Source organism: Janthinobacterium tructae (assembly GCF_006517255.1).
GTDB classification, from domain to species: domain Bacteria; phylum Pseudomonadota; class Gammaproteobacteria; order Burkholderiales; family Burkholderiaceae_D; genus Janthinobacterium; species Janthinobacterium tructae.
This window is the reverse complement of record NZ_CP041185.1, coordinates 3,172,894-3,196,710: the sequence shown is the minus strand read 5'-3', so window position 1 is coordinate 3,196,710 and position 23,817 is coordinate 3,172,894. Positions and strand designations below refer to the sequence as shown.

The 23,817-nt window shown below is 52.6% G+C and carries 19 protein-coding genes; 3 read left to right on the top strand and 16 right to left on the bottom strand.

Features of this window, described 5'->3' with window-relative positions:
- Window positions 1–17 precede the first annotated feature (17 nt).
- Entirely contained in the window at window positions 18–737 is a 720-nt protein-coding gene (locus FJQ89_RS13925; protein WP_102120862.1) for a Crp/Fnr family transcriptional regulator, read from the bottom strand.
- A 274-nt stretch (window positions 738–1,011) separates the two neighbouring features.
- Between FJQ89_RS13925 and FJQ89_RS13920 the strand changes: the two genes are divergently transcribed.
- Window positions 1,012–1,197: a hypothetical protein gene (locus tag FJQ89_RS13920; protein WP_141170603.1), complete on the top strand. Its 186-nt coding sequence runs from the start codon at window positions 1,012–1,014 to the stop codon at window positions 1,195–1,197.
- An 8-nt stretch (window positions 1,198–1,205) separates the two neighbouring features.
- Here FJQ89_RS13920 and FJQ89_RS13915 read toward each other — a convergent pair whose 3' ends face one another.
- A complete protein-coding gene (locus FJQ89_RS13915) occupies window positions 1,206–1,424 on the bottom strand; it encodes an oxidoreductase-like domain-containing protein (protein ID WP_141170602.1) in 219 nt (72 codons plus the stop codon).
- A 375-nt stretch (window positions 1,425–1,799) separates the two neighbouring features.
- Here FJQ89_RS13915 and FJQ89_RS13910 point away from each other — a divergent pair, with 375 nt between their 5' ends.
- Window positions 1,800–3,341: a DEAD/DEAH box helicase gene (locus FJQ89_RS13910; protein ID WP_141170601.1), complete on the top strand. Its 1,542-nt coding sequence runs from the start codon at window positions 1,800–1,802 to the stop codon at window positions 3,339–3,341.
- A 359-nt stretch (window positions 3,342–3,700) separates the two neighbouring features.
- Here the strand turns inward: FJQ89_RS13910 and FJQ89_RS13905 are convergent, their stop codons facing one another.
- The 14 genes from FJQ89_RS13905 to FJQ89_RS13835 all read right to left on the bottom strand — a co-directional run bounded on the left by FJQ89_RS13905 (window position 3,701) and on the right by FJQ89_RS13835 (window position 20,137).
- Complete coding sequence (locus FJQ89_RS13905) at window positions 3,701–4,954, bottom strand: lipopolysaccharide biosynthesis protein (protein ID WP_141170600.1); 1,254 nt, start codon at window positions 4,952–4,954, stop codon at window positions 3,701–3,703.
- An 88-nt stretch (window positions 4,955–5,042) separates the two neighbouring features.
- Window positions 5,043–6,989 carry a polysaccharide biosynthesis protein gene (locus FJQ89_RS13900; protein ID WP_141170599.1) on the bottom strand — a complete coding sequence of 649 codons (1,947 nt, stop codon included), beginning with the start codon at window positions 6,987–6,989 and terminating at the stop codon, window positions 5,043–5,045.
- Window positions 6,990–7,124: 135 nt separating this feature from the next.
- Window positions 7,125–7,685, bottom strand: coding sequence for a sugar transferase (locus tag FJQ89_RS13895; protein ID WP_141170598.1), 561 nt, complete (start codon window positions 7,683–7,685; stop codon window positions 7,125–7,127).
- Window positions 7,669–8,631 carry a UDP-glucose 4-epimerase family protein gene (locus FJQ89_RS13890; RefSeq protein ID WP_141170597.1) on the bottom strand — a complete coding sequence of 321 codons (963 nt, stop codon included), beginning with the start codon at window positions 8,629–8,631 and terminating at the stop codon, window positions 7,669–7,671. Before FJQ89_RS13890 ends, FJQ89_RS13895 begins: the two co-directional genes overlap by 17 nt.
- Window positions 8,632–8,685: 54 nt before the next feature.
- Complete coding sequence (locus FJQ89_RS13885) at window positions 8,686–9,909, bottom strand: glycosyltransferase (RefSeq protein ID WP_243136050.1); 1,224 nt, start codon at window positions 9,907–9,909, stop codon at window positions 8,686–8,688.
- Window positions 9,906–10,880 carry an NAD-dependent epimerase/dehydratase family protein gene (locus FJQ89_RS13880; protein WP_141170596.1) on the bottom strand — a complete coding sequence of 325 codons (975 nt, stop codon included), beginning with the start codon at window positions 10,878–10,880 and terminating at the stop codon, window positions 9,906–9,908. The genes FJQ89_RS13885 and FJQ89_RS13880 overlap by 4 nt, the downstream gene beginning before the upstream one ends.
- Before the next feature lie 7 nt (window positions 10,881–10,887).
- Window positions 10,888–12,048: a hypothetical protein gene (locus FJQ89_RS28065; protein ID WP_168208455.1), complete on the bottom strand. Its 1,161-nt coding sequence runs from the start codon at window positions 12,046–12,048 to the stop codon at window positions 10,888–10,890.
- A gap of 132 nt (window positions 12,049–12,180) precedes the next feature.
- Window positions 12,181–13,452 carry a glycosyltransferase family 4 protein gene (locus tag FJQ89_RS13865; protein WP_141170593.1) on the bottom strand — a complete coding sequence of 424 codons (1,272 nt, stop codon included), beginning with the start codon at window positions 13,450–13,452 and terminating at the stop codon, window positions 12,181–12,183.
- An 89-nt stretch (window positions 13,453–13,541) separates the two neighbouring features.
- Window positions 13,542–14,801 (bottom strand): lipid III flippase WzxE, encoded by a 1,260-nt coding sequence (wzxE, locus tag FJQ89_RS13860; protein ID WP_141170592.1) that lies wholly within the window; start codon window positions 14,799–14,801, stop codon window positions 13,542–13,544.
- 2 nt (window positions 14,802–14,803) lie between these two features.
- The gene (rffA, locus tag FJQ89_RS13855) at window positions 14,804–15,928 is read right to left on the bottom strand and encodes a dTDP-4-amino-4,6-dideoxygalactose transaminase (protein WP_141170591.1); all 1,125 of its coding nucleotides are present in this window, start codon (window positions 15,926–15,928) and stop codon (window positions 14,804–14,806) included.
- A complete protein-coding gene (locus tag FJQ89_RS13850) occupies window positions 15,925–16,653 on the bottom strand; it encodes a GNAT family N-acetyltransferase (RefSeq protein ID WP_141170590.1) in 729 nt (242 codons plus the stop codon). Before FJQ89_RS13850 ends, rffA begins: the two co-directional genes overlap by 4 nt.
- 264 nt (window positions 16,654–16,917) lie before the next feature.
- Window positions 16,918–17,811, bottom strand: coding sequence for a glucose-1-phosphate thymidylyltransferase RfbA (gene rfbA, locus FJQ89_RS13845; RefSeq protein WP_141170589.1), 894 nt, complete (start codon window positions 17,809–17,811; stop codon window positions 16,918–16,920).
- Window positions 17,808–18,890 (bottom strand): dTDP-glucose 4,6-dehydratase, encoded by a 1,083-nt coding sequence (rfbB, locus tag FJQ89_RS13840; RefSeq protein WP_141170588.1) that lies wholly within the window; start codon window positions 18,888–18,890, stop codon window positions 17,808–17,810. The genes rfbA and rfbB overlap by 4 nt, the downstream gene beginning before the upstream one ends.
- 356 nt (window positions 18,891–19,246) lie before the next feature.
- Complete coding sequence (locus FJQ89_RS13835) at window positions 19,247–20,137, bottom strand: sulfurtransferase (protein WP_243136049.1); 891 nt, start codon at window positions 20,135–20,137, stop codon at window positions 19,247–19,249.
- Between the two features lie 137 nt (window positions 20,138–20,274).
- On the opposite strand from FJQ89_RS13835, the gene dnaE reads away from it, so the two are divergent.
- Window positions 20,275–23,814: a DNA polymerase III subunit alpha gene (gene dnaE, locus FJQ89_RS13830; protein ID WP_243136048.1), complete on the top strand. Its 3,540-nt coding sequence runs from the start codon at window positions 20,275–20,277 to the stop codon at window positions 23,812–23,814.
- Window positions 23,815–23,817 lie beyond the last annotated feature (3 nt).

Sequence of the window (23,817 nt, the reverse complement as noted above, 5' to 3'; positions counted from 1 at the left end):
TAATTAGCGCTGATTACTTAGTTGTGTGTGCTGATGCCACTGCGAAACTGCTCGAAACCGGCACGGGCGGCCTTGTAGCAATTGCCGGCGGCCGCTTCCAGGCCTTCGCGGTCGAGCACTTCGACGGTGCCGCGGCGGTACTGGATCAAGCCTTCGTCCTGCAGCTTGCGCGCCGTGACGGTGACGCTTTCGCGGCGCACGCCCAGCATGTTGGCCATGGTGTCTTGCGTCACCTTCAGCTCGTTCGACAACGAACGGTCGAGGCGGTCCAGCAGCCAGCGGCACAGTTTCTGTTCGATGCTGCAATGACGGCCGCCCACCACATTCTGTGCCATTTGCGCAAACATGGCGCTGGTGTAGCGCATCAGTAATTGCGCCAGCGCGCCGCCTTCATTGAATACTTCACGCAGGAAGGCCGTTTTCAAGCGGTAGCCGTAGCCGGCCGTCTGCACGATGGCGGTGCAGGTGGCGCGCTCGGCTTCGTACAGCACCACGCCGGCGACGCCTTCACGGCCGATGACGGCGATCTCGGTGGTGGCGCCGTCTTCCATCACATACAGCAGGGAAACGATGGCGTTGGTGGGGAAATACGTGTATTCAATCTTGCCGCCGCAATCGAACAGGTGCTTGCCGGCAGGCAGAGCGACCAGTTCCAACTGGCAAAACAGGCGCTCCAGATCGGCGCGCGACAAGGCGCGCAGCAATTCATTCTGTTGCGCGCCCGTGATGCTGATCATGGGCGTTGCCGGCGCGGCTTGCCAGTTGTGCTGGGCGGTGGCGTGGCTATTCGTTGCTGGGGTCAGGTTGCTATAAGCTTTGTACATGGTAGGGCCTCGTCTTCTGATTTTGTTGGATGGCGCTGCTTTTCTGGCTTGCTAGCGTTGTGCTGAATCTTGTATCCACTATAGGACCAGGGCGCGCGGGTGGGCATCGGATGAGCCGACGCGCTTATGTAGGCTAGGAACATTGCCTCGTGTCATCCGACTCCTACGCCTGCTTCTGTACTTTTCCTTGTGGAAACAACTCAGCGATTTCCGCCGCTGGGAAGCGGCGCCCATGCTGGCCTTGCAGGATGCCGACATGGCGCTGAATGAAACGCGCATGCTTGACGTTGCCAGCGCCGCCATGAGGGGGTCGCGCGCGCCCGTCAAGGCGCCTGCTGCCATGGCGCCAGCGGATGAGTGGAAAGGCTCTTAATTAAGACATTAAGCGCGCTTGCGCGGCTTCTTGATCCCTGGGGCTGCCGGGGCGGCAGCGGTTTGCTGGCGTTGCTGCCACGCCCTCAGGGCCTCTTCGTAGGCGGCCAGGTCTTCCTGGTACATTTCCAGCACGCAAAAGGTGCAACCGCTGTGGCAACACTCGTCATTGCCCGGCTTGCTGGGCGCTTGCGGTTGCGGATCGTTGGGGAAAGGCGGGGTGGGCATGGTGAAGGCAGGCGACGGTGGAGCTGGCATCGGAGCTGGCATAGGAGTTGGCATCATACGGCATTCCGGCGTGCCATTGCTGGAACGCTTTTTGCTCAAAAATCACGGTTTCCGTGTACAGTTGCGGTGAATTAGGGTATCGTTTACAGCACTGATATTGTATCTTCTGCGCGCGATGTTCCGCCGGCGCGATCTCCGCCGCCATCGCAGCACATCTCTTCGACGCTCCCGCATACGCCATACAGCATGTCCCGGAGCACGGAGGTGCCGCAAGAACGATGATCCATGGCTTGCAAGACGGAGCTGCCTGTGCCCAGAAATGTTGTTTATTGAGAAAGCATGGCTTCCGCAGTGCGGAGGCACACCAGAAAATTTATGTCTGAAACCGAATCGACTCCTACGCCCAGCCCGGCGATTGCCCCTGAAGCGGCGCCCGCCGCTGCACCTGCACCTGCAGCATCCGCTGCCCCCACCCTGACTTTCGCCGACTTTGGCCTCGCGCCTGAAATCCAGCGCGCACTGACCGATCAGGGCTACACCCGTCCGACACCGATCCAGGAGCAAGCCATTCCCGTGGTGCTGCAAGGGCGCGATGTAATGGGCGCTGCGCAAACGGGCACCGGCAAGACCGCCGGTTTTTCCTTGCCGATCATCCAGTTGCTGATGGCGCATGCCAGCAGCAGCATGTCGCCGGCGCGCCACCCGGTACGCGCGCTGATCCTGACCCCGACCCGCGAACTGGCGGTGCAGGTGGCAGAAAACGTCAAGGCCTACGCCAAGCACACGCCGCTGCGTTCGACGGTCGTTTTCGGCGGCATGGACATGAAGCCGCAAACGGTCATCTTGCGCGGCGGCGTGGAAATTGTCATCGCCACGCCGGGACGTTTGCTCGACCATATCGAGCAAAAGAATATCAGTCTGAGCCAGGTGCAAATGCTGGTCATGGATGAAGCCGACCGCATGCTGGACATGGGCTTCCTGCCGGACTTGCAGCGCATCATCAACTTGCTGCCGAAGCAGCGCCAGAACCTGATGTTCTCAGCCACGTTCTCGCCAGAAATCAAGAAGTTGGCCGCCACCTTCCTCAACGATCCGCTGACGATCGAAGTGGCGCGCAGCAACCAGACGGCCGACAGGGTCACGCAGGTGGTGTACAAGGTGACGGAAGACCAGAAGCATGCCCTGGTCGCCCATCTGCTGCGCCAACGCGACCTGAAACAGGTCATCGTATTCTCGAACACCAAGATCGGCGCCTCGCGCCTGGCCCGCGTGCTGGAGCAGGAAGGCATGAGCGCCACGGCGATTCATGGCGACAAGAGCCAGCAAGAGCGCATGGCGGCGCTGGAAGCGTTCAAGAAGGGCGAGATCGACGTGCTGGTCGCGACCGACGTGGCGGCGCGCGGCCTGGATATTTCCGATTTGCCTTGCGTGATCAATTTCGACTTGCCGTACAACGCGGAAGACTATGTGCACCGCATCGGCCGTACGGGCCGTGCCGGCGCCTCGGGCGACGCCATTTCGATCTATTCGGATAAAGACGAGCGCTTGCTGGTCGATATCGAGAAACTCATCAAGCAAAGCATCAAGCGCGGCGAATTGACGGGTTTCAATCCGGCTCCTGCCCGCAGCAGCGACAGCGAACGTCGTCCGCCGCGCCGCACCGAAGGTAGCGAGGCGCGTCCCGCGCGCCCCCCAGAGAGCCGTCATGCTGGCGACAGCAGCCGCGACAGCCGCTCCGCCGAGCGCGGTGCGCGTCCCGCCTTTGGCCCCGGCGCCCGCCGCGAAAAGGCCGATCCCTGGTTCCTGAAGCCGTATGAACCAGCCAAGGCCGCCGCTCCCGCTGCTGCCAGCATGGCGCCAGTCGCGGCCAAGCCGAAGCAGAAGGTGGCGGCGTTGTTGGGTGGGTTATTGAAGTAGTAAGTGTTACGCGCTGCTAACCCAGCGGGATGGCGGCTCATGCAGAGGCGGTAAATAGCTTGCCTCTGCGTTTTTCCTGAGTGTGCATGCCTGATGCGTACGTATGTACACGCGAAAGTCTCCTCCCAACGGTGACGCGTCAGCTGACCGGAAAATAAATTCAAGCATCACTCAATGGTATGGCCGGGATCGACAGGGCGTCGATTACTGGGGTAGAAAACGTTGCCCTTGTTACGTGAACGTACTCTCCTGACGGCTTGATTCCCTTGAGACCCGGCGACGTTAGGCCGCATGCTGCATCTCTGGCGACGAGATGCAATGTGCAGGGGCAGCTGACCGTGTCTGCGCTTACAGACCAATTAACCTTCGATCTGTGTACTATTTTTCTTCAACCAATTTCTGACCAATACAAAGCATCCCGTCGCGAGCAAGCCCAGCAAGGCACTAAACACCAGTACCAGCGACAGAGGCTCGGTACGATTTTCCGGTAAGCTTGGACCGGCAATGAAGCGGCTCTTGTCCAGATACAGATTGAGCGCTGATTGATTCTCGATAGTGAGCTTGTTAAAGACTTGGCGGATAGCTTCGTCTTCCATGTTCTTGTCTTTGAAGACGGCGTGTTTGATGGGTTCCAGGCCGCGCAAAATGGTCTCGCCCGACTTTGTGCTGTCGAGTAATACTTTGACCCGATCATAATACTCACGCAGCAGCTTGTACTGCTGCTGTTCCCGCTTGGCTTTGAGAATGGCCTCGCTGGCCTCTGCGAACTCCACTTCACTACTCATCAATTGAGCTACCGGCGACAGATAGCGCGCGCTTTCTTCTGTAACAGTGACCACTTGACGTGTCGCCTGATTGGCGGAGTCAGGGTAGCGCGTAATAATCTGTTTCAGATTATTGCCTTTGCGCTTGTATTGTTCTTGCTTTTCATTACTGGAGATAATATCGTTTTCGAGTTCGGTAATCTTCGTGTTCATTTCTGCATGCTTGAAGCGCAAGGCATCTGAATAGATCAAGTAAACGATCGTATCCATAGCATAGGTGCCAAGCAGGCCTACAGCTTTTTGGGCGCCCTCTGGCGATGCGGATGCATAGTTGATGCGCAACCCTATTACGTTGCTGTCGCTATCCTTGCTTCCCCCACCCAATTCCTTGGCATCCAGTTTTGTGAAAGAGTAAATAGGTTCGATGCGTGCACTGATGCCTTCACGTGAGGCAAAGGTCTTGCGCAACTGAATGACTTCAGGAGCATTGGTCAATTTATCTTCTTGGGTATATTCGGCGAAGCGTTCCGCACTGTTGAACGCGGCAGCATAACGCTTGTAGTCGCTGATCGCGATACCCGTTGGCGGCTCGGTTTCCTTGCTATCCTTGGGATCCTTGTTTTTCTTTTGCAGGGGTATCGCACCACCAAACTGAAGAAATCCCTCGCTTTTGTATTTGGAGAGAATCACACTGCCGATGCCACCTATTACGGTCGCGCCGAGCGTGACGCCGATAATCAACTTGCGTGCATGCCATAGCGGTAGCAGCAAGTCGCTGAGCTTGGTTTCGCTTTCATCATAATATATATGCTGATGATCGTCTTGTTGCAATTCGTCAAGGTGTTTCATAATTTTCTTTATTAGTAATCTGTTCACTGCAATCTGTTACCAGTTTCTTGGGCTGTGCCTGGAAGTGGTTTGCCGAAAAGGCAAATAGTTACCTTATTTTGTACGAAGGATTTTCAACAATAGTTTGTTGCTCGTTTCCGTTGAGCCGGTTCCTGTTAGCCCAGATGAAATCCTCGATGCCACAGAGTGGCGTATACTCTTTGACTGCCAATTGCAAAAGGGCACGCAGTTCTTCATATTCAAAATTCTTGCAGGCATTCTCCATGTTGCTCAAGATCGTCCGCAGTTCCGACCATGCGATTTCTGACTCTTGAGCCCGCATGATCAGCGGATGTTCCGTCCCCTCTACATTATTTCCAATAAGTAATTCCTCGTACAGCTTTTCACCTGGGCGTAAGCCGACATGTTCGATTTCAATGCCATCCGGCGCCGCTTTGCTCCTGACTTCAAGTCCGCTCAAATGAATCATGCGTTCTGCCAGATCCATGATTTTGACAGGATCGCCCATGTCGAGCACGAAGACATCGCCACCTTTCCCCATGCCGCCGGCCTGGAGCACCAACTGCGCAGCTTCCGGAATGGTCATGAAATAGCGCGTAATCTCGGGGTGCGTCAAGGTGATGGGGCCACCTGCTTCAATCTGCTTGCGAAACAGGGGTACGACAGATCCGGATGAACCCAATACGTTGCCAAAGCGCACCATGCAAAAACGGGTATTTGTTTGCTCGCGTGCAAAGGCCTGCAAAATCAATTCGGCAAGGCGCTTGGTGGTGCCCATGACATTTGTCGGACGTACCGCCTTGTCGGTTGAAATCAGCACAAAACTTTTTACACCGGCGGCCATGGCGGCCTGGGCGATGCTCAGCGTACCAAATACGTTGTTGCGGACGCCGTCGATAGGATTGTGCTCCACCAAAGGCACGTGCTTGTACGCGGCAGCATGGTACAGAGTTTCGACCTTGAATGTAGCCAGTATACTTTTACATTTTTCGATATCCAGCACGCTACCAAGGAAAGGCACCAATTCCACGCCCGAACCGTGAAGATGTTTGATGTCTTTGAGTTCCTGCTTGATGGAATACAGGGCAAACTCGGACATTTCCAGGAGAATCAGGCGCGCCGGGTGCAACTTGATGATTTGACGGCACAGTTCAGAACCGATGGACCCTCCGGCACCGGTCACCATCACCGACTTGCCGGTAATGCAGCCAGAGATCAGGTTTAAATGCGGTATGACCTGGTCACGACCCAGCAAGTCTTCGATTTCGATGTCGCGCACGTCTTGGATACGCAATTCACCATTCACCAAGCTTTCCACTGGCGGCGCAACCTTGACTTTTACCTTATGGTTTTCAACGATGTTGAGTATGTTTTTTTGCTTTCCCTTGCTGAGTGATGGCATGGCCAGCAGGATCTCGCTGATATTCTTTTTCTCGATAACTTGTTGCAGATCTACGGATGCATAGACTTTGATGCCGGAAATCGTGGCGCCCTTCAACTCCTTCATGTCATCGATGAAGGCAACCGGCAGATATTCATGACCGGCGCGCAAGGCGCTTGCCAGTTGGGTGCCGGCCTTGCCTGCGCCGTAGATGGCAATCCTGACTGCCGGATTGTCCTTGTTTGTATTGAGCAAAATGCCTCTGGCCAGGAAGCGGCTGGACACAACATAGGTAATGGCACTGACCCAATAGATGCCGAAGACGCCACGCGAATATCCCTCCATATGTGACACCAGGGCTGTCAAGGCGACCAGCAATGCCACTGATATAGTGACGCCAATGATGACGACATAGACTATTTTCTGATCGATAAAACGGACCACTGCGCGGTAAAGCCCGAGTCGCGTAAAGATCGGAATCGATATCAGCGGTGCCGCTATGATCAGCCACAGATATTGTGATAATAAAGCGCTATTTACTACATCGTAACGTAGTATGATCGCGAGGAGAAAAGTCAACGGCAAAAAGAATAGATCGAGCGTCGCTGCAATCATTTTTTTTTGCGTGCGGGAAATTTCAAGAAATAATTTCATTTTTATAATAAATAATTGCTAGATGAATTTTGCAATGTTACCGTAAATTTATTTTTCGGAAACCTTGAGTTATTTGTATGTAATTCAATAACATTGACGGTGCAACTTTCTGGCCGATGCACTCCGTCTTGAAAATTAGTGAGTGATGCCATCTCGGCGTATTACCTTCAGAAATGTCAGGAATATGATTTTCACATCAAGCGGAAGGGATTGACGCTGCATATATTGCACATCCAGTTTGACTTTTTCTGGAATGGGCAATTCATCTCGGCCATTTACTTGGGCCCAGCCCGTCAGGCCTGGCAAGATCTTTTCGACGCCATATTGCGTGCGCAATGCAATTAAATCCTGCTGATTGAACAGCGCGGGGCGGGGGCCGACAAAGCTCATGTCGCCACGAATAATACTCCATAGCTGTGGCAGTTCGTCGAGACTACTCTTGCGCAAGAAGTTGCCTACTGGCGTCAGATGTGATTGGGCGTCGGTCAGCAAATGCGTCGCCACAGCCGGTGTACCGACCCGCATGCTGCGGAACTTGGGCATTTTGAAAATTTTATTGTTTCTCCCCACGCGGTCTGACCAGTACAGGGCAGGGCCGGTTGATGTGAGTCGCACCAGTAGCGCAACCAGCACTACCGGAATGAGGAGTATCAGAGATGCCACCAAGACTAGCAAGAGATCAAACACTCGTTTCACGTACATTTCCTTTCGCTGCTTTTTGCAAACCCTGATCAAGCGTCAGGGGCGGTGTCCATCCCAGAACACGGCGCGTTTTTTCAATATCAACCTGCAGCGAACCGCACAGGCGTTGTGCGACATCTGATTTGCCTATCAGTTTGGCGCCGAGTTTCAGCATGCTCGCGGGCACGGGAATCAGGTGCGCGCGGCGGCCCATGGCCTGTGCCATGCGTTGCAATAATTCGGTGGTGGAGGTGTCCTGGCCATCTGATACCAAAAAAGTTTGTCCGGCGGCATTGGTGTGGCGCAGGCACGTGACCATCAAATCAACCATATTGTCCAGTGCGACCAGACTGCGCTGATTAGGGATTGCACCCAGCGGCAAAGGAACGCCGCGCGCCAGCCAGCGCATCATTGCGGCAAAATTCGCCTTGACGCCCTGTCCGTATACCAGCGGGGGACGGATGATGACGACTTCCATACCCGTTTGCGCTTCCAGTTCGCGCAGGCCCTGTTCGGCCTCCAATTTTGACACGCCATAGGCATCAACGGGCGCCGGAACGTCATCGGCGGTGAAGAGGGCGCCAGCCTCAGTCATTTCGCCATTGACCTTGATGGAGCTGACAAATATAAAGCGCTGCACGCCAGCGGCGGCAGCCTGGCGCGCCAAAGTCAAGGTCCCTTGGACATTGACTCGACGAAATTCGTCCAGTGGATGCTGTGCCGTGTCATCCATAATGTGCACGCGTGCGGCGCAATGCACCACCGCTGTCACACCGGAGAGTGCCGCGGTCCAGTCAGTGTTTGCGGTAAGCGCATCCACGAGGACTTTCTCGATGCCGTACGGGACGGTCGCATCGGATCTGCGTACCGCCGCGCGTAGAGCATGGGTGCCGCCATCCTCTGCCAGCCGGCATAAAACGGATGCGCCTACAAAGCCGGTACCACCGGTAACCAAAATCATCTATTACCTCTGCCATATAAATATTCCACCTGCATGGCTTGTGTGTCGTCTGCGTTAAACATCTTGGTTTTCCTGCCCGCCGATGACTTGCTGATAGTAGTCTCTCATCGCTTCTACAATCACTTCTTGTGAGAAATCTTGATACGCGCGTCGCTGCGCCGCTGCGCCCATTTGCTGGCGCAGATTTTCATCGGCATATAGCCGGCGCATTGCATTTTGCATCTGCGCAATGTCTCCGGCTTCATGAAAGATCCCCGTCACCCCGCCCTTTACCGCATCGGTCAGGCCGTAAATGTGCGACACGATTGCCGGCAAGCCTACGCCGGCCGCCTGGATGGTTGCCGAACTGAAGCCCTCCAGATAGCTGGGCAGGCAAAAAATATCGGCTGCCGACATATACCGTTCTGGTTGATTGGTGTAATTCACGCGGTGAACTTTTTGTGCGCATCCCGCCCATTCCTGCTCTAGCAGCGGCGTCAGCTGTTCCTCATCGGGGCCGACGATCAGCAGTTGCGCGCGCGGCATCTGGGCTTCTATGCCGGCAAACGCCTTGCTCAGGTTCAGGATACCCTTTACCCGCGTCAGGCGGGCCAGGAACAGAAAGACGATGGCGTCATCGGCGATACCCAGTTCGGCGCGCACCCTGTGGCGTGCATCGGCGTCAAATTGGAAGCGTCCCACGTCGACACCACTGATGGAACCTTGCCCCAGTACGGTAATTTTTGCTCGCGGGACGACCTTTTCAGCGACCAGAAAATCGCTTTGCGACGGACTGTCGGCCATCAGATGTGTTGCGCATGCAGCGACAATCCGATCCATCCATTTGAGGATGGCGCGCGGGAGTCCCGACTTAGCGAACCAGACCTGACCGGTAAAAATATGAATTCTGACCGGCACCCGCGTCAGCCAGGCAGCCAACATGGCGAGCAGGCCCGCTTTGGGCATCAAGGAGTGGACGCAGTCAAATTTTTTCTGTCGGAATATCCGCAGCAATGCCAGTAAAGCCAGGAGATCGGCAACAAGCTTGATTTTGCGTTCGATGGCAATGGATTGAAAGACGACGCGGTCATTCAGCATGCCTTTCAGTTCATGTCCGTCGCCGCTGCACAGAAGGGTGATGTCATAATACTCTGATAGTTTCTCCACGTGCTCTCGCATAAAAACCAGAAGCGGAATTGGCACGGTTGAAACAAAACAAATTTTTTTCCTGATCATTCTTTTATCCAGCTTTCCATATTTTTCTCTTGTGTCACCATGCTGTGCAACACTGGCATTCATTTCAATCGATCAGATGAGTCGTTGATCAATTGAGGGATGCTTTGCGGCACGGATTCGGCGGGGAAAAATCCCAGCGTACTACCAATCAGGGAGGATGAATAATGTGTCTTGCGCGTTAAGGCATCAATGCGAGCGGTCGTCAACGGCAATTTTAACCACGGGGCGGTCAGCTTCACCAGCAAGCGTAATGGTGCTTCGGGCAGTATCAGTTTCGGCGCACCGACTTGCATGGCCAGCGCCAAGGCATTGATCACCTGATCAAGAGGGCAATCGTTTGCCACAATAAATACTTTTCCATGCGCGCGGCGGTCACTGACGCACTGCAGCAAGGCGCGGACAACGTCATCGACTAGCACATAGGTGGCAACGGCCTTCCGGCGTCCGATGCGGAAGAAGACACCTCGCTTGATCATGCGGGCCATGGCATGGAATGACTGGTTGGGCATGTTGCTGCCGATGACAATGGTAGGGCGCACAATGGTGTAGCTGAACAAGGGTTCTTGCGCTGCAAACTCGCGTACCAACTGATCGGACGCGGTCTTTGTGACTTCATACATGCCAACAGGCTGTTCCTGGCTATCCTCGGTGATCGTGCGACCCGATTGTGAGCCGGCGCCATCCAATCCATAAGCGCCAACACTGCTTAATTGCACCCAATGTACTGGCTTGCCATGTTGTTTGATCGATGCGCTGACGGCACGCAAGAGATGTCGGGTGCCATCGACATGCAATTGCTCCATCAAACTCTCATCTTTGATTTCTCCGGCACAATGGAGAATGACATCGCTACCATCGGCGAAGGCATGTAATGCCGCGTCTTCTTTGAGCAGATCACCCCTGATGCAGCTGACGCCAGGTCCGGCATCAACGTCTTTTCTCGTGAGGATGGAAACCACATGTTGCGTGGAAGATAATTGCTTCAAAAGCAATTTACCGATGAATCCGGATGCGCCTGTAATGGAGATTTTCATGATTTGACTATCGTTCATGGCAATGGGGCTGAAAGGCAGGCAGTATCGGATGCGGGTATGCTGTTCCGGAAGCGCTTGCGTTACTCGCGGCGGTGCCTGTCTGTTTCTTTCTGAGACGAAATTTTTTTACTGAAGAATGAAAGGCAAGTTTGCGCTGATAAATAATCGCGCATGCCAATAGCACGGAAATATAGCTATATACCCGTAAACGCACTGCCGTTCCAAGATTGTCGTTGCCTAACAACCAAATTGTCGAATAGGAAATAAAAAAGACAATCAGATAGTTGACAAAGGCATTTGAATGTCGCCGGTTCTTGATAAGGTAAAAAAACATGAATATAAAAGGTATGCTTTCTATCAGGAATGCAGCAATCGCAAAGTAGTTGGGGAAGTAGAGTCCAAATATCTGATAGAGGAAGCTCTTAATAAAATCAGGAATGAAAATTACGATCGAATCAAAGCGTATGCCAATATTCGAGCCGCCATCCATGTCGTCAAAATTTCCACGGTAGGCAAAAATTGGTTGAAGCAGGCCAAGTAGGAAAAGGATGTTAAGGGCTGCCACAAGCGCCGCCAGCAGAAATAACAGCGATATTTTTTTGAACTGAAAATAATTGAATCCTACAAACGAAATAAAAAAACCAAAACCAAGATAAGGACGGAATAAATAAAGAAAATAACTAATTGATGTTATCAGCAGCGCATGCCAAATTTTCTCTGCAATATCAACAGTTGCGATGAATTTTCTTACCGACATCAGTCCCAACACGAACAGGAGTACCATGAAGACATCGCGATAAATGTCAAAAGTATAAAAAAATAATGTTGGATAGGATGCCATAAAAATAGCGGCAATCCAGAAGACGCGTTTACGCATCGGACTGTTTTTGATGGCAGCCAGCTTGCCGATCAATAACGGTATCACTAGTATGCCTAAAAAAGCCAAGAAAAAGCTCACCCCTTTTCTTGAGTATAAGCCATACTCGTTCAGAATTCTCAAAATAACCGGCCAGATGTTTGGTATCTCGCTATCCTCGCCCAAGGCATAACTGTCATAAAACTCCGAGTCGTTGCCGCCGCCAAAAAAAACAGCGGGAAACAAGAAGATATATATGAAAATTGATATCTTCGACAAAGTCAAAAAAGTGAATAGAAGGCGATATTTCACAAAAATTTTCTTTCAGTAATTTTATTGAGATTGGCAATAAAATTATTCAATATTCATATGGTTTATACTTGGTAATTTTTCAATTAATTTTAAGTAAAAATTGATTGGGTCGAGCATTCTTTTATTTATTTTTTAATATCGTGCACTGAATGTTTTTTTCTTATCCATGATGCCCAGGGCAAAACAGGAAAAAATTCCCTGATAGTATTTTGACATATCGATACTGATATTTGTATCGGGCAGCAGAGCATTTTTTTTCAGGTAGTTGAGGTATAAATCAACAAATTCTTCGATGGAAAATTCTGAGGCCCTGATTTTGGAGCGCTCTGAAATCATGGCATAGGCGTCCACATCGGCCATCGCGATATCTGCAATACAGTTTGAAAAGGTCTGCAACGGGAAATTGAGTCCTTTCTCATGGTAGCTATACCCTGTCAATTTGCTGAGCAGGCCATAAGTGAGACCTTGATCATCGGATTCAATGCCAATGATGGCAGGGATGCCCATGGCCGCGGCCTCGAGCAGTGCTGTACCGCTGCCAACAAAGGCAAAGGCGTCACTGATGACTTTTTCGAAATCTTGATACGGTAGCGAACCATGCAGGAATACCGACTTCCCCATTCCCTGGGATGCAATGAATTGCTTTAACTCTGAAAATTGTTCGCCATCACCATAAATATGGTATTCAAATGATGAATCTATCTTTAATATTTCATGAAAAGCTTCAACCATCTTGAAATTATAAGTCTTGAAACTTGTAATTCTTCCTACTGAAACGATTTTTCTTGAGCGGAAATTGATTTTCGCATCAATTGAATCTGCCTTAAATTTGATTCCGATCGGGAAAACGTCACTCCCGGCATATTTTTTGCCATATAAATCGACCGCAGTATCAACGGATTTTTCATTGAAAAATAGCATGGATTCAGCGGGAATCGACTGGTTCACCAAATTGAATAATTGCTTCTGAAAGAAATGGGGGGAAATTGATCGAAAATTAAACTCATTCTGGTGATATACGCCACAGACCACTTTAGTGTGTGGTAATTTTCTCATGACATGTTTAATGTAGAAAACAAGGCTCCACACTCCGCATACATGCACGCACTCCACATCCTGCAAAATTTTTGCCAGCTCGGACTCGATCGGATTCATGACGGACATGAACTGCAAATTGTTCCTAAATGGCGATGAAGGATTTTTCAGGATATCAGCGGCAAATTGAACGACGGCGAACTTTTTTAATTCGGAAAGAAGTTTTGATTCATGTTTTTTGGTGAGAAGAAGTACATGTACTTGAATGCCTCTCCCGTGCAATTCTTCTGCCAGGCGCAGAATATGGGTTTCAATTCCTCCCAGACTGAAGGCGCCATGTAGCAGCAAGATTTTTTTGGGAAATAGCATATTATGAACTTATAGAGATTAATTTTTAAATGGCGCAGATATTCTAAATTATGAATAATTTGGAATATTTTATTTTATTCTTGCAATAATCAAGCGGTATCTTTTTGTGACAAGTAATATCTTAAAATTGCAAAAGTTATTGGAAAATAAATAAAATAGGTGGTAAAGTACGCATACGTTGCGCCGATGGCTCCATAGGTATTTACGAAGAAATAGCATAACAAAATAAGCAGGCTGGACTGAAATAATTCTGCTGCGATATACAGTTTGCTATTTGCCTTTGCCACCGCGACATAGCCACTGATGTAGGCCGCAACCTTGAACGCATCTCCCGCGAGCTGCCAGGTAAAGTAGCTTTTCATTGCCAGGAATTCTGGCGAGAACAGCAGCAAAATAATCCAGTCGCGCAGAATGAATATAGTGATACTCATTAATAGCAATATCGGCATGGCTATTTTGTAGGCGGTAGTTACCTCCTTCTTGATATCGAGACGCGAGCGCAGTGCTGATAGCCTGGGAAGGTAATAATTGGACAGTACCACCGTAATAAACAGAAGGTAAGAGTCCGATATTTTGCTGACTGCTTGCCAATAACCAACTTCTACCCAGCTATTGTGGCCGGCGATTATATACCGTATCACTATCTGAGACATCTGCATTGTCAGGACAGTGACAGCGATCATCATGGAATAGCCGGCAAACTGTTTGATCTTTTGCCGGTCCCATTGTGGCAACAGCCGTTGCCAGGAAAATTTCAAGCTAAAACGATACCAAGGAAGCAAGAGCAGGATGGTACAACTTGGCATCCATATCAAGCCATACATGGCTCCCTTCATTCCATACAGCGCGCAACCCAGGGCGACGCCCGCCGCGCCAATGACGACGCTGACAGCATTAATGACGGCGAAGGCATGCACGCGTTTATGGCCGTTCAGTACTCCCATCAGCAGATTCGTGAAGGCAATCGCAAATTGACAGGCCGCGAGGACGCGGATGACCACCGCATACTCGCTCGTGTTGAAGAGCCATAACGATATTTGCGATGCGGCTAGCAGCAGCGCGGCACCAAGCAGGATCGATACGGCAAGCGTCATCATGCTCGCCGCCCTCAGGTAACCGTTTAACTGTTGCTCGTCTTTTTCAAACTCGGCAACATATTTAATGATGCCGGTATTGATACCGCCGCCTGCTAGTATCGTGATCATCGACATCAGGCTCATGAATTGTCCCAACTGGCCCAATCCTTGCGCACCAAGATAAATGGCCACGATCTTTACGATTAGCAACCCTGCGATCAATTTGCTTAAAGTCGATGCCGCAAAAAGTATTCCGACTTTCAGAAAACGCATACTCAGGAATAAAACTCAAGTATGGTTTTAGAAATGTAATCAACCTGCTCGTTGGTGAGCTCCGGGAACAATGGCAGACGCAGCAGGCAATCCGTGTAGCGGTCGCTATTAGGCAAGGCCCGCGTTCCGTGCGATGCGGCAAAGTATGGGCTGCTATGTAAGGAAAGATAATGGAAGACGGCCAAAATACCTTCCGCCTTCAGCTTAGCGATCAGGCGTGTGCGCTCATCCAGGCTGCGGCACACGATATAAAACATGTGTGCATTGTTGCTTGCATACTCTGGAATGACGGGCATCGTAAACCAGTCTCCCTTGATGCCTTGCTTCAGATTGGCGTCATAACGCGCCCATACTCTGCGTCGTTCTGCCTGAATGGCGTCAAGGGACTCCACTTGTGCATACAGGAAAGCTGCGAGCAAATCGGATGGCAAGAAGGAGGAGCCAACATCCACCCAGCCGTACTTGTCGACTTCACCACGGAAGAAAGAGGAACGATTGGTACCTTTTTCGCGAATGATTTCAGCTCTTAAATCATACTCAGGCTTATTAATCAACAGCAAGCCACCCTCGCCGCACATGATGTTCTTTGTTTCATGGAAGGAAAACGCAGACAGGTCGCCGATTGTTCCCAGTTGGCGCCCGTTGTGGAACGAGTCAATGGCCTGGGCTGCATCTTCTACTATGGCGATGCTGCGCGCTGTGGCCAAGGCAAGAATGCGGTGCATATCGCAGGCGACCCCGGCGTAGTGCACCACAACAATCGCTTTTGTCTTGGGCGTAAGCAGGCGTTCAATTTCGTCTGGCGAAATATTGGGCTGATCTGCCTGGCTATCAGCAAATACCAGCGTTGCGCCACGCAGAGCAAATGCATTCGCTGTCGATACGAAGGTATATGAGGGCAGGATGACTTCATCGCCAGGCTGAATGTTTAGCAGAATTGCAGACATTTCCAATGCATCCGTGCAAGATGTGGTCAGCAGCGTTTTACGCATACCGAGTTTGCTCTTGAACAATGCCTGGCATTTTTTGGTGAACTCACCATCGCCTGAAATTTTTCTACTTTCTAATACTTGCTGAATATTAGCTAATTCGTTGCCGGTGAGGTACGGACGATTAAAGGGAATCATTGATTAAACCATTTATGAAATGTGTGAAAACTCGTAAGAGGTTCGAAGCCATGACGGCACCATACTTTCTGAGGGGCAATATTGCTTATCTGAGTTGATACCGATAAGTTTTGCAAGTTCTCGTCCAGTGCCCAGTTCTTTGCCATAGCAACCAATTCCGCGTAAAAGCCATTTTTTTGGCATGCCGGATCCACACCATTCAATATTATTTCACCATTTTCTGCGTCAATTTTCTTTGTGCTTAAGAATCCGACGATGTTGTTTTCTTGACAGATCAGAAAAACCTGATCCGAAAAAGATCCGGAGTGGCAGGAATTGAATGCCCATGAGGTGTATACAAGGTCCGCATCTTTCCTGTCTAAATATGGATCTGTATGGTAATGTCCAGCGAAGTCGCTGAAGCACTTTCCGGCCAGAGCACTGACGGCTTCGGCATCGCCTTTGTTTGCTGTGCGCCATGTGAAGCCAACTGGCAATTGAATGGGGCTTGCATTGATTTTCTTATTCTGAAAATACACAAGAGTGTCTGTAAGGAAATAGCCTGACTTCTCCAACTTCTGAATTGATGAAATATTCGACGTCGGGCAGCGTATAATCAGCATATTTAATTCCAGCGTCATGCATGCATCATTAATAGAATCGATATCCATGCTGTCATCAACCGAGATTTTAGCTATTCTTTTTCCGAAGCGATTTGTATCTAACTCTGATAGGCTAATCTTCATAATCTAATTATTGTAATTTATTTGGTGCTGCGGTTTCCTCAGCGTGTTCATCTCAGCTTGAGATAAACACGCCACTCAAATGCCATTTTCAACCTGTTATTTTGTATTCATAGTAGTGATGATTTTTATTTTTTTGCGAAAAATAGGGTGTGATCCGAATCTGCGATTAAATCAAGTGCTGTTATAAAATAATGACGTCTGGACTGAAATTCAATTGAAAAATTTGACTGATTAGGAAGCGACTTGGCCGGGCTTCAGGTGCGGTTAATAACGATTGCTGTCGTTTAATAGACGCAATAAATATTGTCCATAACCATTCTTCTTTAAAGGCTGCGCTAGTGCTTCCAGGGCGGCGGCATCGATATATGATTTTCGATATGCAATTTCTTCCGGGCATGCAACCTTTAAACCTTGACGGTTCTCAATGGTGGAAATGAATTGGCTCGCTTCGAGCAGCGATTCATGCGTGCCCGTATCTAGCCATGCCATGCCACGTCCCAAGAGTTCTACATTCAACTGTTTTTGCTCCAGATAGTGACGGTTCACATCTGTAATTTCAAGTTCACCGCGCGGCGAGGGTTTAATGCTCGCTGCAATGTCGCAGACCTGATTATCGTAAAAATAAAGTCCGGTTACCGCATAATTGGATTTCGGCTGCAACGGTTTTTCTTCGATACTGACGGCGCTGCGTTCACTATTGAACTCCACAACTCCATACCGTTCCGGATCTTGCACGTGATAGGCAAATACCGTGGCGCCGCAGGCTTGTGCGGAGGCATAGCGCAGTTTGGCCTCAAGATCTGTTCCGTAGAAGATGTTGTCCCCCAAAATCAATGCGGACGGTGCGCCATTGAGGAACTCACGACCGATGATAAAGGCCTGTGCCAAACCATCGGGGCTGGGCTGGACGGCATAACTAAGGTTGATGCCCCACTGGCTGCCATCGCCGAGTAATTCGCTGAAGCGTGGCGTGTCTTGAGGTGTGGAAATGATCAAAATATCGCGAATACCCGCCAGCATCAGTGTCGTCAGCGGATAATAAATCATCGGCTTGTCGTACACTGGCAACAATTGCTTGGAGACTGAAATAGTGACAGGGTATAAGCGTGTGCCCGAACCGCCAGCAAGGATGATGCCTTTACGTTGCATCGTCATCATTGCGTCGCCTCCTGAGGATTGCGTTGTACGTAATTTTTTTCCAGCCAGTTCGCATATTCACCCGATTGGACGTTCTGCACCCACTCCTGATTGTCAAGATACCATTGTACGGTTTTCATAATGCCGCTTTCAAATGTTTCGGCGGGTTTCCAGTCGAGTTCACGTTCGAGCTTACGTGCATCGATTGCGTAGCGGCGATCATGGCCAGGGCGATCGGCCACATAGCTGATTTGTGAGCGATAGCTTGTGCCATCGGCTTTTGGTGACAGGCAGTCCAGGATGTCGCACAAGGTGTGCACGACATCGAGGTTAGCTTTTTCGTTCCAGCCACCAATATTGTAGGTCTCGCCCGTGCGGCCACCTGCCAGCACGCGACGAATCGCCGAGCAGTGGTCACTGACATACAGCCAGTCGCGAATTTGCTGACCGTCGCCATAGATCGGCAATGGTTTTCCTGCGCGCGCATTGGCGATCACCAGCGGTATCAGTTTTTCCGGGAAATGGTACGCACCATAGTTATTTGAACAATTCGTGGTCAGTGTCGGTAATCCATAGGTATGATGATAGGCGCGCACCAGATGATCGGACGCGGCCTTGCTGGCTGAATATGGACTGTTCGGCGCATACGGTGTCGCCTCGGTAAACGCGGCATCATTCGGGCCGAGCGTGCCGTAGACTTCATCTGTCGAGACATGCAGGAAACGGAATGCAGATTGTTCGTCTGCCGGCAGAGCAGTCCAGTGAGCGCGGGCCGCTTCCAATAGCTTGAACGTACCATTGATGTTGGTGCTAATGAATTCGTCAGGACCGTGGATGGAACGGTCGACATGGCTTTCTGCCGCAAAGTGGATAATTGCCCGTGGTTTGTAGCTGGTCAGCAACGAGGCGACAAGGGGGGTGTCACCGATGTCGCCATGGACAAAAGTATAGCGGTTATCGTGCGCTACTGTTTTCAGGTTATTAATATTCCCAGCGTAGGTCAATTTATCCAGAATGATCACAGGCTCGTCGGTCTGTGCGAGCCAATCAAGAACAAAATTTGAGCCAATAAAGCCCGCACCACCGGTCACTAAAATCATTCTAATACCCCAAATATTTAAAAATATTGCAAGTCTTTGATTTTAATTGAAAATGACGACGTTGACCATGGACGCGTGCGCGAATCAGGGAGAAGTGTGCAGGAATAATGTAAAAAAATGTAAGATCATATAACGCATTTAACAATATATATTTAAGGAAATACAACGACTATCCGACGGTAATTGATTTTAGTCATTGCAAAATTGATTTATTGCAACATTTTTCGTCGGCGGAGAGCGCGATGTCTCCGCGTGCATTAAATGATGGTGTTTCCGGGCATGCTAATTGCTACTTGGCGGAAAATTTAGTATGGCTACCCGCCAGGCATGGCATCTGTGCTGGCACCGTGTCTATTTTATTTTATTTTGTAGCAATGCGGACAAGACACCTCATACACGTATTCCGGCGCCAGTTGCTGGCGCGGCGTGACGACGGCGCGGCAGACGAAACATTGCACGGTTTCCGTCGGTTCCAGTTTCGGGTTCAGGGCCGTGCGGTAGTCGAACACGAAACAGTCGCCCGTGTAGTGCTCGCCGCCCACTTCCTCGAAATATTTCAGGATGCCGCCGTCGAGCTGGTACACGCTGTCGTAGCCGATTTCCTTCATGTGGATGGCGGCCTTTTCGCAGCGGATGCCGCCCGTGCAGAAGGTGACGACGGTCTTGCCTTCCAGTTCTTCCTTGTGCGCGGCGGCAACGGCCGGGAATTCCGTAAACTTGTCGATACGGTAATCGAGCGTGTTGTTGAACGTGCCCACGTCCACTTCGAAGGCGTTGCGCGTTTCCATCATGACCACGGGTTTGCCCGCGTCGTCGACGCCGGCGTCGAGCCAGCGCTTGAGCGTGTGCGCATCGACGGACGGGGCGCGGCCCAGTTCCGGCTTGATCAGCGGCATGCGCATGGTGATGATTTCTTTTTTCAGCTTGACCAGCATGCGCTTGTGCGATTGCTCATTCGACAAGCTTTCCTTCCATTCCAGATCGGCCAGACGCTCGTCGCTGCGGACCCAGGCGAGGAAGCTGTCGATATGCTCGCGCGTGCCCGACAGGAACATATTGATGCCTTCCGGTGTCAGCAGGATGGTGCCCTTCAATTCCAGCGCCAGGCATTGCTCCTGATACAGGGGGCGCATGGCTTCCGTATCGGCTAGCGTAATGAATTTATACGCGGCAATATTGACAAACGTGACGGCCAGCGGGCTGGCGGCGGCGGAAACGGCGGGTGTTGCTGGGGTGATGGCTTGCATGATGGCGATCGGCTTAGACTGAACAGCCGATATTATAAGCCCGACGGGCCAGGCCGGATACCCGGTCCGCACGCGCGACGCGGTAGAATAGACCCCATTGAATTTTGCACGAAACGGTACACAGGATGGAAATGGTAATGCAAGAGGCCGGCGCTCCGGCAGGTTCACAGCAAGCGGTGCAGCCCGGTCCCGCCTTCGTCCACTTGCGCGTGCACTCGGAGTATTCGATCGTCGATGGCCTGGTGCGCATCGACGACGTGGTCAAGGCGGCGGCGAAGGACAAGCAGGTGGCGCTGGCCGTCACCGACTTGTCAAACCTGTTTGGCATGGTCAAGTTCTACAAGGAAGCGCGCGGCAAGGGCATCAAGCCCATCGTCGGTGTCGACGTGTGGATCACGAATGACGACAACCGCGAAAAACCGTCGCGTTTGCTGTTGCTGGCGAAGAATCGCATGGGCTATTTGCAACTGTGCGAACTGCTGTCGATGGCCTGGCTGACCAACCAGTACAAGGGACGTGCCGAGCTGCGCATCGAGTGGCTGCAGGCACTGGCGACGAATACCTACGACCTGTACCCGGGCGAAAGCGCGGCGCATGGCTTGATCGCCCTGTCCGGCGCGCATTTCGGCGATGTTGGCATTGCTATCGAGAATGGCAACCTGGCCCTGGCCGAACGCAATGCCCAGCGTTGGGCCGAGATCTTTCCTGGCCACTTCTATATCGAGATCCAGCGCGGCGGCCAGGCCAACCAGGAAGCGCAGGTGCGCCATGCGGTGGCGCTGGCGGCCAAGCTCGGTTTACCCGTGGTGGCCACGCATCCCGTGCAATTTATTTCCCCAGAGGAATTTATTGCCCACGAAGCCCGCACCTGTATCGCCGAAGGCGAAATGCTGGCCAACGCCAAGCGCGTGAAGCGCTTCAACGACAGCCAGCGCTTCCTGTCGCAGGCCGACATGGCGGAATTGTTCGCCGACTTGCCGGTCGCATTGGCCAATTCCGTGGAAATCGCCAAGCGCTGCAACTTGACCTTGACCCTGGGCAAGCCGCAACTGCCGAACTTCCCCACGCCGCCCGGCATGACGATCGACCAGTTCCTCGTCGCCGAATCGCAGGCGGGCCTGGAAAAACGGCTATTGCAGCTGTATCCCGATGCCGAGCGCCGTGAAAAGGAGCGCCCGCGCTACGAGTCGCGCTTGAAATTCGAGACGGACACGATTTGCAACATGAAATTCCCCGGCTACTTCCTCATCGTGGCCGAGTTTATCCAGTGGGCCAAGGAAAATGGCGTGCCCGTCGGCCCGGGCCGCGGTTCGGGTGCCGGTTCGCTGGTGGCGTATTCGCTGCTCATTACCGACCTTGATCCATTGCAATACAACCTGCTGTTCGAGCGTTTTCTGAATCCCGAACGCGTCTCGATGCCCGACTTCGATATCGACTTTTGCCAGGAAGGGCGCGACCGCGTCATCCAGCACGTCAAGGATTTGTATGGCAAGGAGGCCGTCTCGCAGATCGCCACCTTCGGTACCATGGCCGCCAAGGGCGCGATTCGCGACGTGGGCCGCGTGATGGACTTCGGCTACAACTTCTGCGATGGTATTTCCAAGCTGATCCCGTTCAAGCCGGGTAAACCCGTGTCGATCGCCGATGCCATCGAGGAAGAGCCGTTGCTCAAGGAGCGCCTGGAAAACGAGGAAGAGGTCAAGCAGTTGCTTGAGCTGGCGCAGCAAGTCGAAGGCATCACGCGCAATATCGGCATGCACGCGGGGGGCGTGCTGATTGCCCCCGGCAAGCTGACAGACTTTTGCCCGCTGTACACGCAGGGTGGCGACTCGGGCGTCGTGTCGCAGTACGACAAGGATGACGTGGAAGCCGTCGGCCTGGTGAAGTTCGACTTCTTGGGCTTGACCACGCTCACCATCCTCGACCGCGCCGTGCGCTACATCAAGCAGCTCGATCCAGCGCAAGCCGATTTCGACCTGGCCACCTTGCCGCTGAACGACAAGCCGTCGTACGACTTGCTGACCAAGGCCAAGACCGTGGCCGTGTTCCAGCTCGAGTCGCGCGGCATGCAGGGCATGCTGAAAGACGCGCGTCCCGACCGTTTCGAAGACATTATCGCGCTCGTGGCCCTGTACCGTCCGGGCCCGATGGACCTGATCCCCGATTTTTGCAAGCGCAAGCACGGCGAACGCTTCGATTATCCCGATCCGCGCACGGAAGCGATTCTGTCCGAAACCTACGGCATCATGGTGTATCAGGAGCAGGTGATGCAGATGGCGCAGATCGTCGGCGGCTACTCGCTGGGCGGCGCCGACATGCTGCGCCGCGCCATGGGTAAAAAGAAGGCCGAAGAGATGGCCGAGCACCGCGAGATCTTCCGCGCCGGGGCGGCCAAAGATGGCTTGACGGCCGCCAAGGCCGACGAGATCTTCGACTTGATGGAAAAGTTCGCCGGCTATGGTTTCAACAAATCGCACGCCGCCGCCTACGCCTTGCTGTCGTACCACACGGCGTATTTGAAGGCGCACCACACGGCCGCCTTCATGGCCGCCAACTTGTCGCTGGCCATGGACGACACGGACAAGATCAAGATCCTGGTAGAGGACTCGCTGGAAATCTGCAAGCTGACCTTGTTGCCGCCGGATATCAACGAATCGGACTACCGCTTCACGCCGAGCGGCGCCGCGCCGTCCGTGAGCGGCAAGAAAGTCACGCAGATCCGCTATGGCCTGGGCGCCGTGAAAGGCTCGGGCCAGAACGCCATCGAAGCCATCATCGCTGCGCGCGAGGCGGGCGGACCCTTCACCAGCCTGTTCGATTTCTGCAAGCGCGTGGACAAGAAGCAAATTAACCGCCGCACCATCGAGTCCCTGATACGCAGCGGTGCCTTCGACTGCCTGAAGGTCGACCGCGCCATCCTGCTCGCATCCGTAGCGTTCGCCATGGAATGCGCCGATCAGGCCGCCAAGGCGGCGAATCAGGTGAGCCTGTTCGGCGGCGACGACAGCGACATGGTGGCGCCGCCCGAGTACGTCAAAGTGCCCGTGTGGAGTGACAAGCAGCGTCTGACGGAAGAAAAGATCGCCCTGGGCTTTTACCTGTCCGGCCATCTGTTCGATTCGTATGCGCCCGAGGCGCGCCGTTTCGCGCGCACGAAACTGTCCGAATTGTCGCCGTCGCGCGAACCGCGCATGATGGCCGGCGTCATCACGGGCTTGCGCACGCAGATGACGCAGCGCGGCAAGATTCTCATCGTCACCCTGGACGACAAGAGCGGCACGGTGGAAGTGACCGTGTATGGCGAATTGTTCGATGCCAACCGGAAAATCTTCAAGGAAGATGAATTTCTGGCCGTGGTGGGCAAGGTGTCGGAAGACCGTTTCTCGGGCGGCTTGCGTATCACGGCCGAGAGCGCCTTCGACATCATCGCCGCGCGCGTGCAGTATGGCCGCCAGCTGGGCTTGACCTTGCCGGCCACGCTGGACGCCAAGCGCATCCGTGACGTGATCCTGCCGCACCGGGCCGAGACGGGCTTGCCGATCGCTGCGCGGGTCAGCCCGCAAGGCGTCAGTTGCGTGCTGCAGTTCGGGGACGAGTGGAAAGTGGCGCCATCGGATGAATTGCAGATGGCGCTCGAGCAGATGCTGGGCGCGCAAGAGGTGGCGGTCGAATACTGACCG

What these genes read in the sequence shown, in the direction of transcription:
- FJQ89_RS13925 (WP_102120862.1), bottom strand. Translation starts at nt 737, where the DNA reads ATGATCAGCATCACGGGCGCGCAACAGAATGAATTGCTGCGCGCCTTG.
- FJQ89_RS13915 (WP_141170602.1), bottom strand. Translation starts at nt 1,424, where the DNA reads ATGCCCACCCCGCCTTTCCCCAACGATCCGCAACCGCAAGCGCCCAGC.
- FJQ89_RS13910 (WP_141170601.1), top strand. Translation starts at nt 1,800, where the DNA reads ATGTCTGAAACCGAATCGACTCCTACGCCCAGCCCGGCGATTGCCCCT.
- FJQ89_RS13905 (WP_141170600.1), bottom strand. Translation starts at nt 4,954, where the DNA reads ATGAAACACCTTGACGAATTGCAACAAGACGATCATCAGCATATATAT.
- FJQ89_RS13900 (WP_141170599.1), bottom strand. Translation starts at nt 6,989, where the DNA reads ATGAAATTATTTCTTGAAATTTCCCGCACGCAAAAAAAAATGATTGCA.
- FJQ89_RS13890 (WP_141170597.1), bottom strand. Translation starts at nt 8,631, where the DNA reads ATGATTTTGGTTACCGGTGGTACCGGCTTTGTAGGCGCATCCGTTTTA.
- FJQ89_RS13885 (WP_243136050.1), bottom strand. Translation starts at nt 9,909, where the DNA reads ATGAATGCCAGTGTTGCACAGCATGGTGACACAAGAGAAAAATATGGA.
- FJQ89_RS13880 (WP_141170596.1), bottom strand. Translation starts at nt 10,880, where the DNA reads ATGAAAATCTCCATTACAGGCGCATCCGGATTCATCGGTAAATTGCTT.
- FJQ89_RS13865 (WP_141170593.1), bottom strand. Translation starts at nt 13,452, where the DNA reads ATGCTATTTCCCAAAAAAATCTTGCTGCTACATGGCGCCTTCAGTCTG.
- wzxE (WP_141170592.1), bottom strand. Translation starts at nt 14,801, where the DNA reads ATGCGTTTTCTGAAAGTCGGAATACTTTTTGCGGCATCGACTTTAAGC.
- rffA (WP_141170591.1), bottom strand. Translation starts at nt 15,928, where the DNA reads ATGATTCCCTTTAATCGTCCGTACCTCACCGGCAACGAATTAGCTAAT.
- FJQ89_RS13850 (WP_141170590.1), bottom strand. Translation starts at nt 16,653, where the DNA reads ATGAAGATTAGCCTATCAGAGTTAGATACAAATCGCTTCGGAAAAAGA.
- rfbA (WP_141170589.1), bottom strand. Translation starts at nt 17,811, where the DNA reads ATGATGACGATGCAACGTAAAGGCATCATCCTTGCTGGCGGTTCGGGC.
- rfbB (WP_141170588.1), bottom strand. Translation starts at nt 18,890, where the DNA reads ATGATTTTAGTGACCGGTGGTGCGGGCTTTATTGGCTCAAATTTTGTT.
- FJQ89_RS13835 (WP_243136049.1), bottom strand. Translation starts at nt 20,137, where the DNA reads ATGCAAGCCATCACCCCAGCAACACCCGCCGTTTCCGCCGCCGCCAGC.
- dnaE (WP_243136048.1), top strand. Translation starts at nt 20,275, where the DNA reads ATGCAAGAGGCCGGCGCTCCGGCAGGTTCACAGCAAGCGGTGCAGCCC.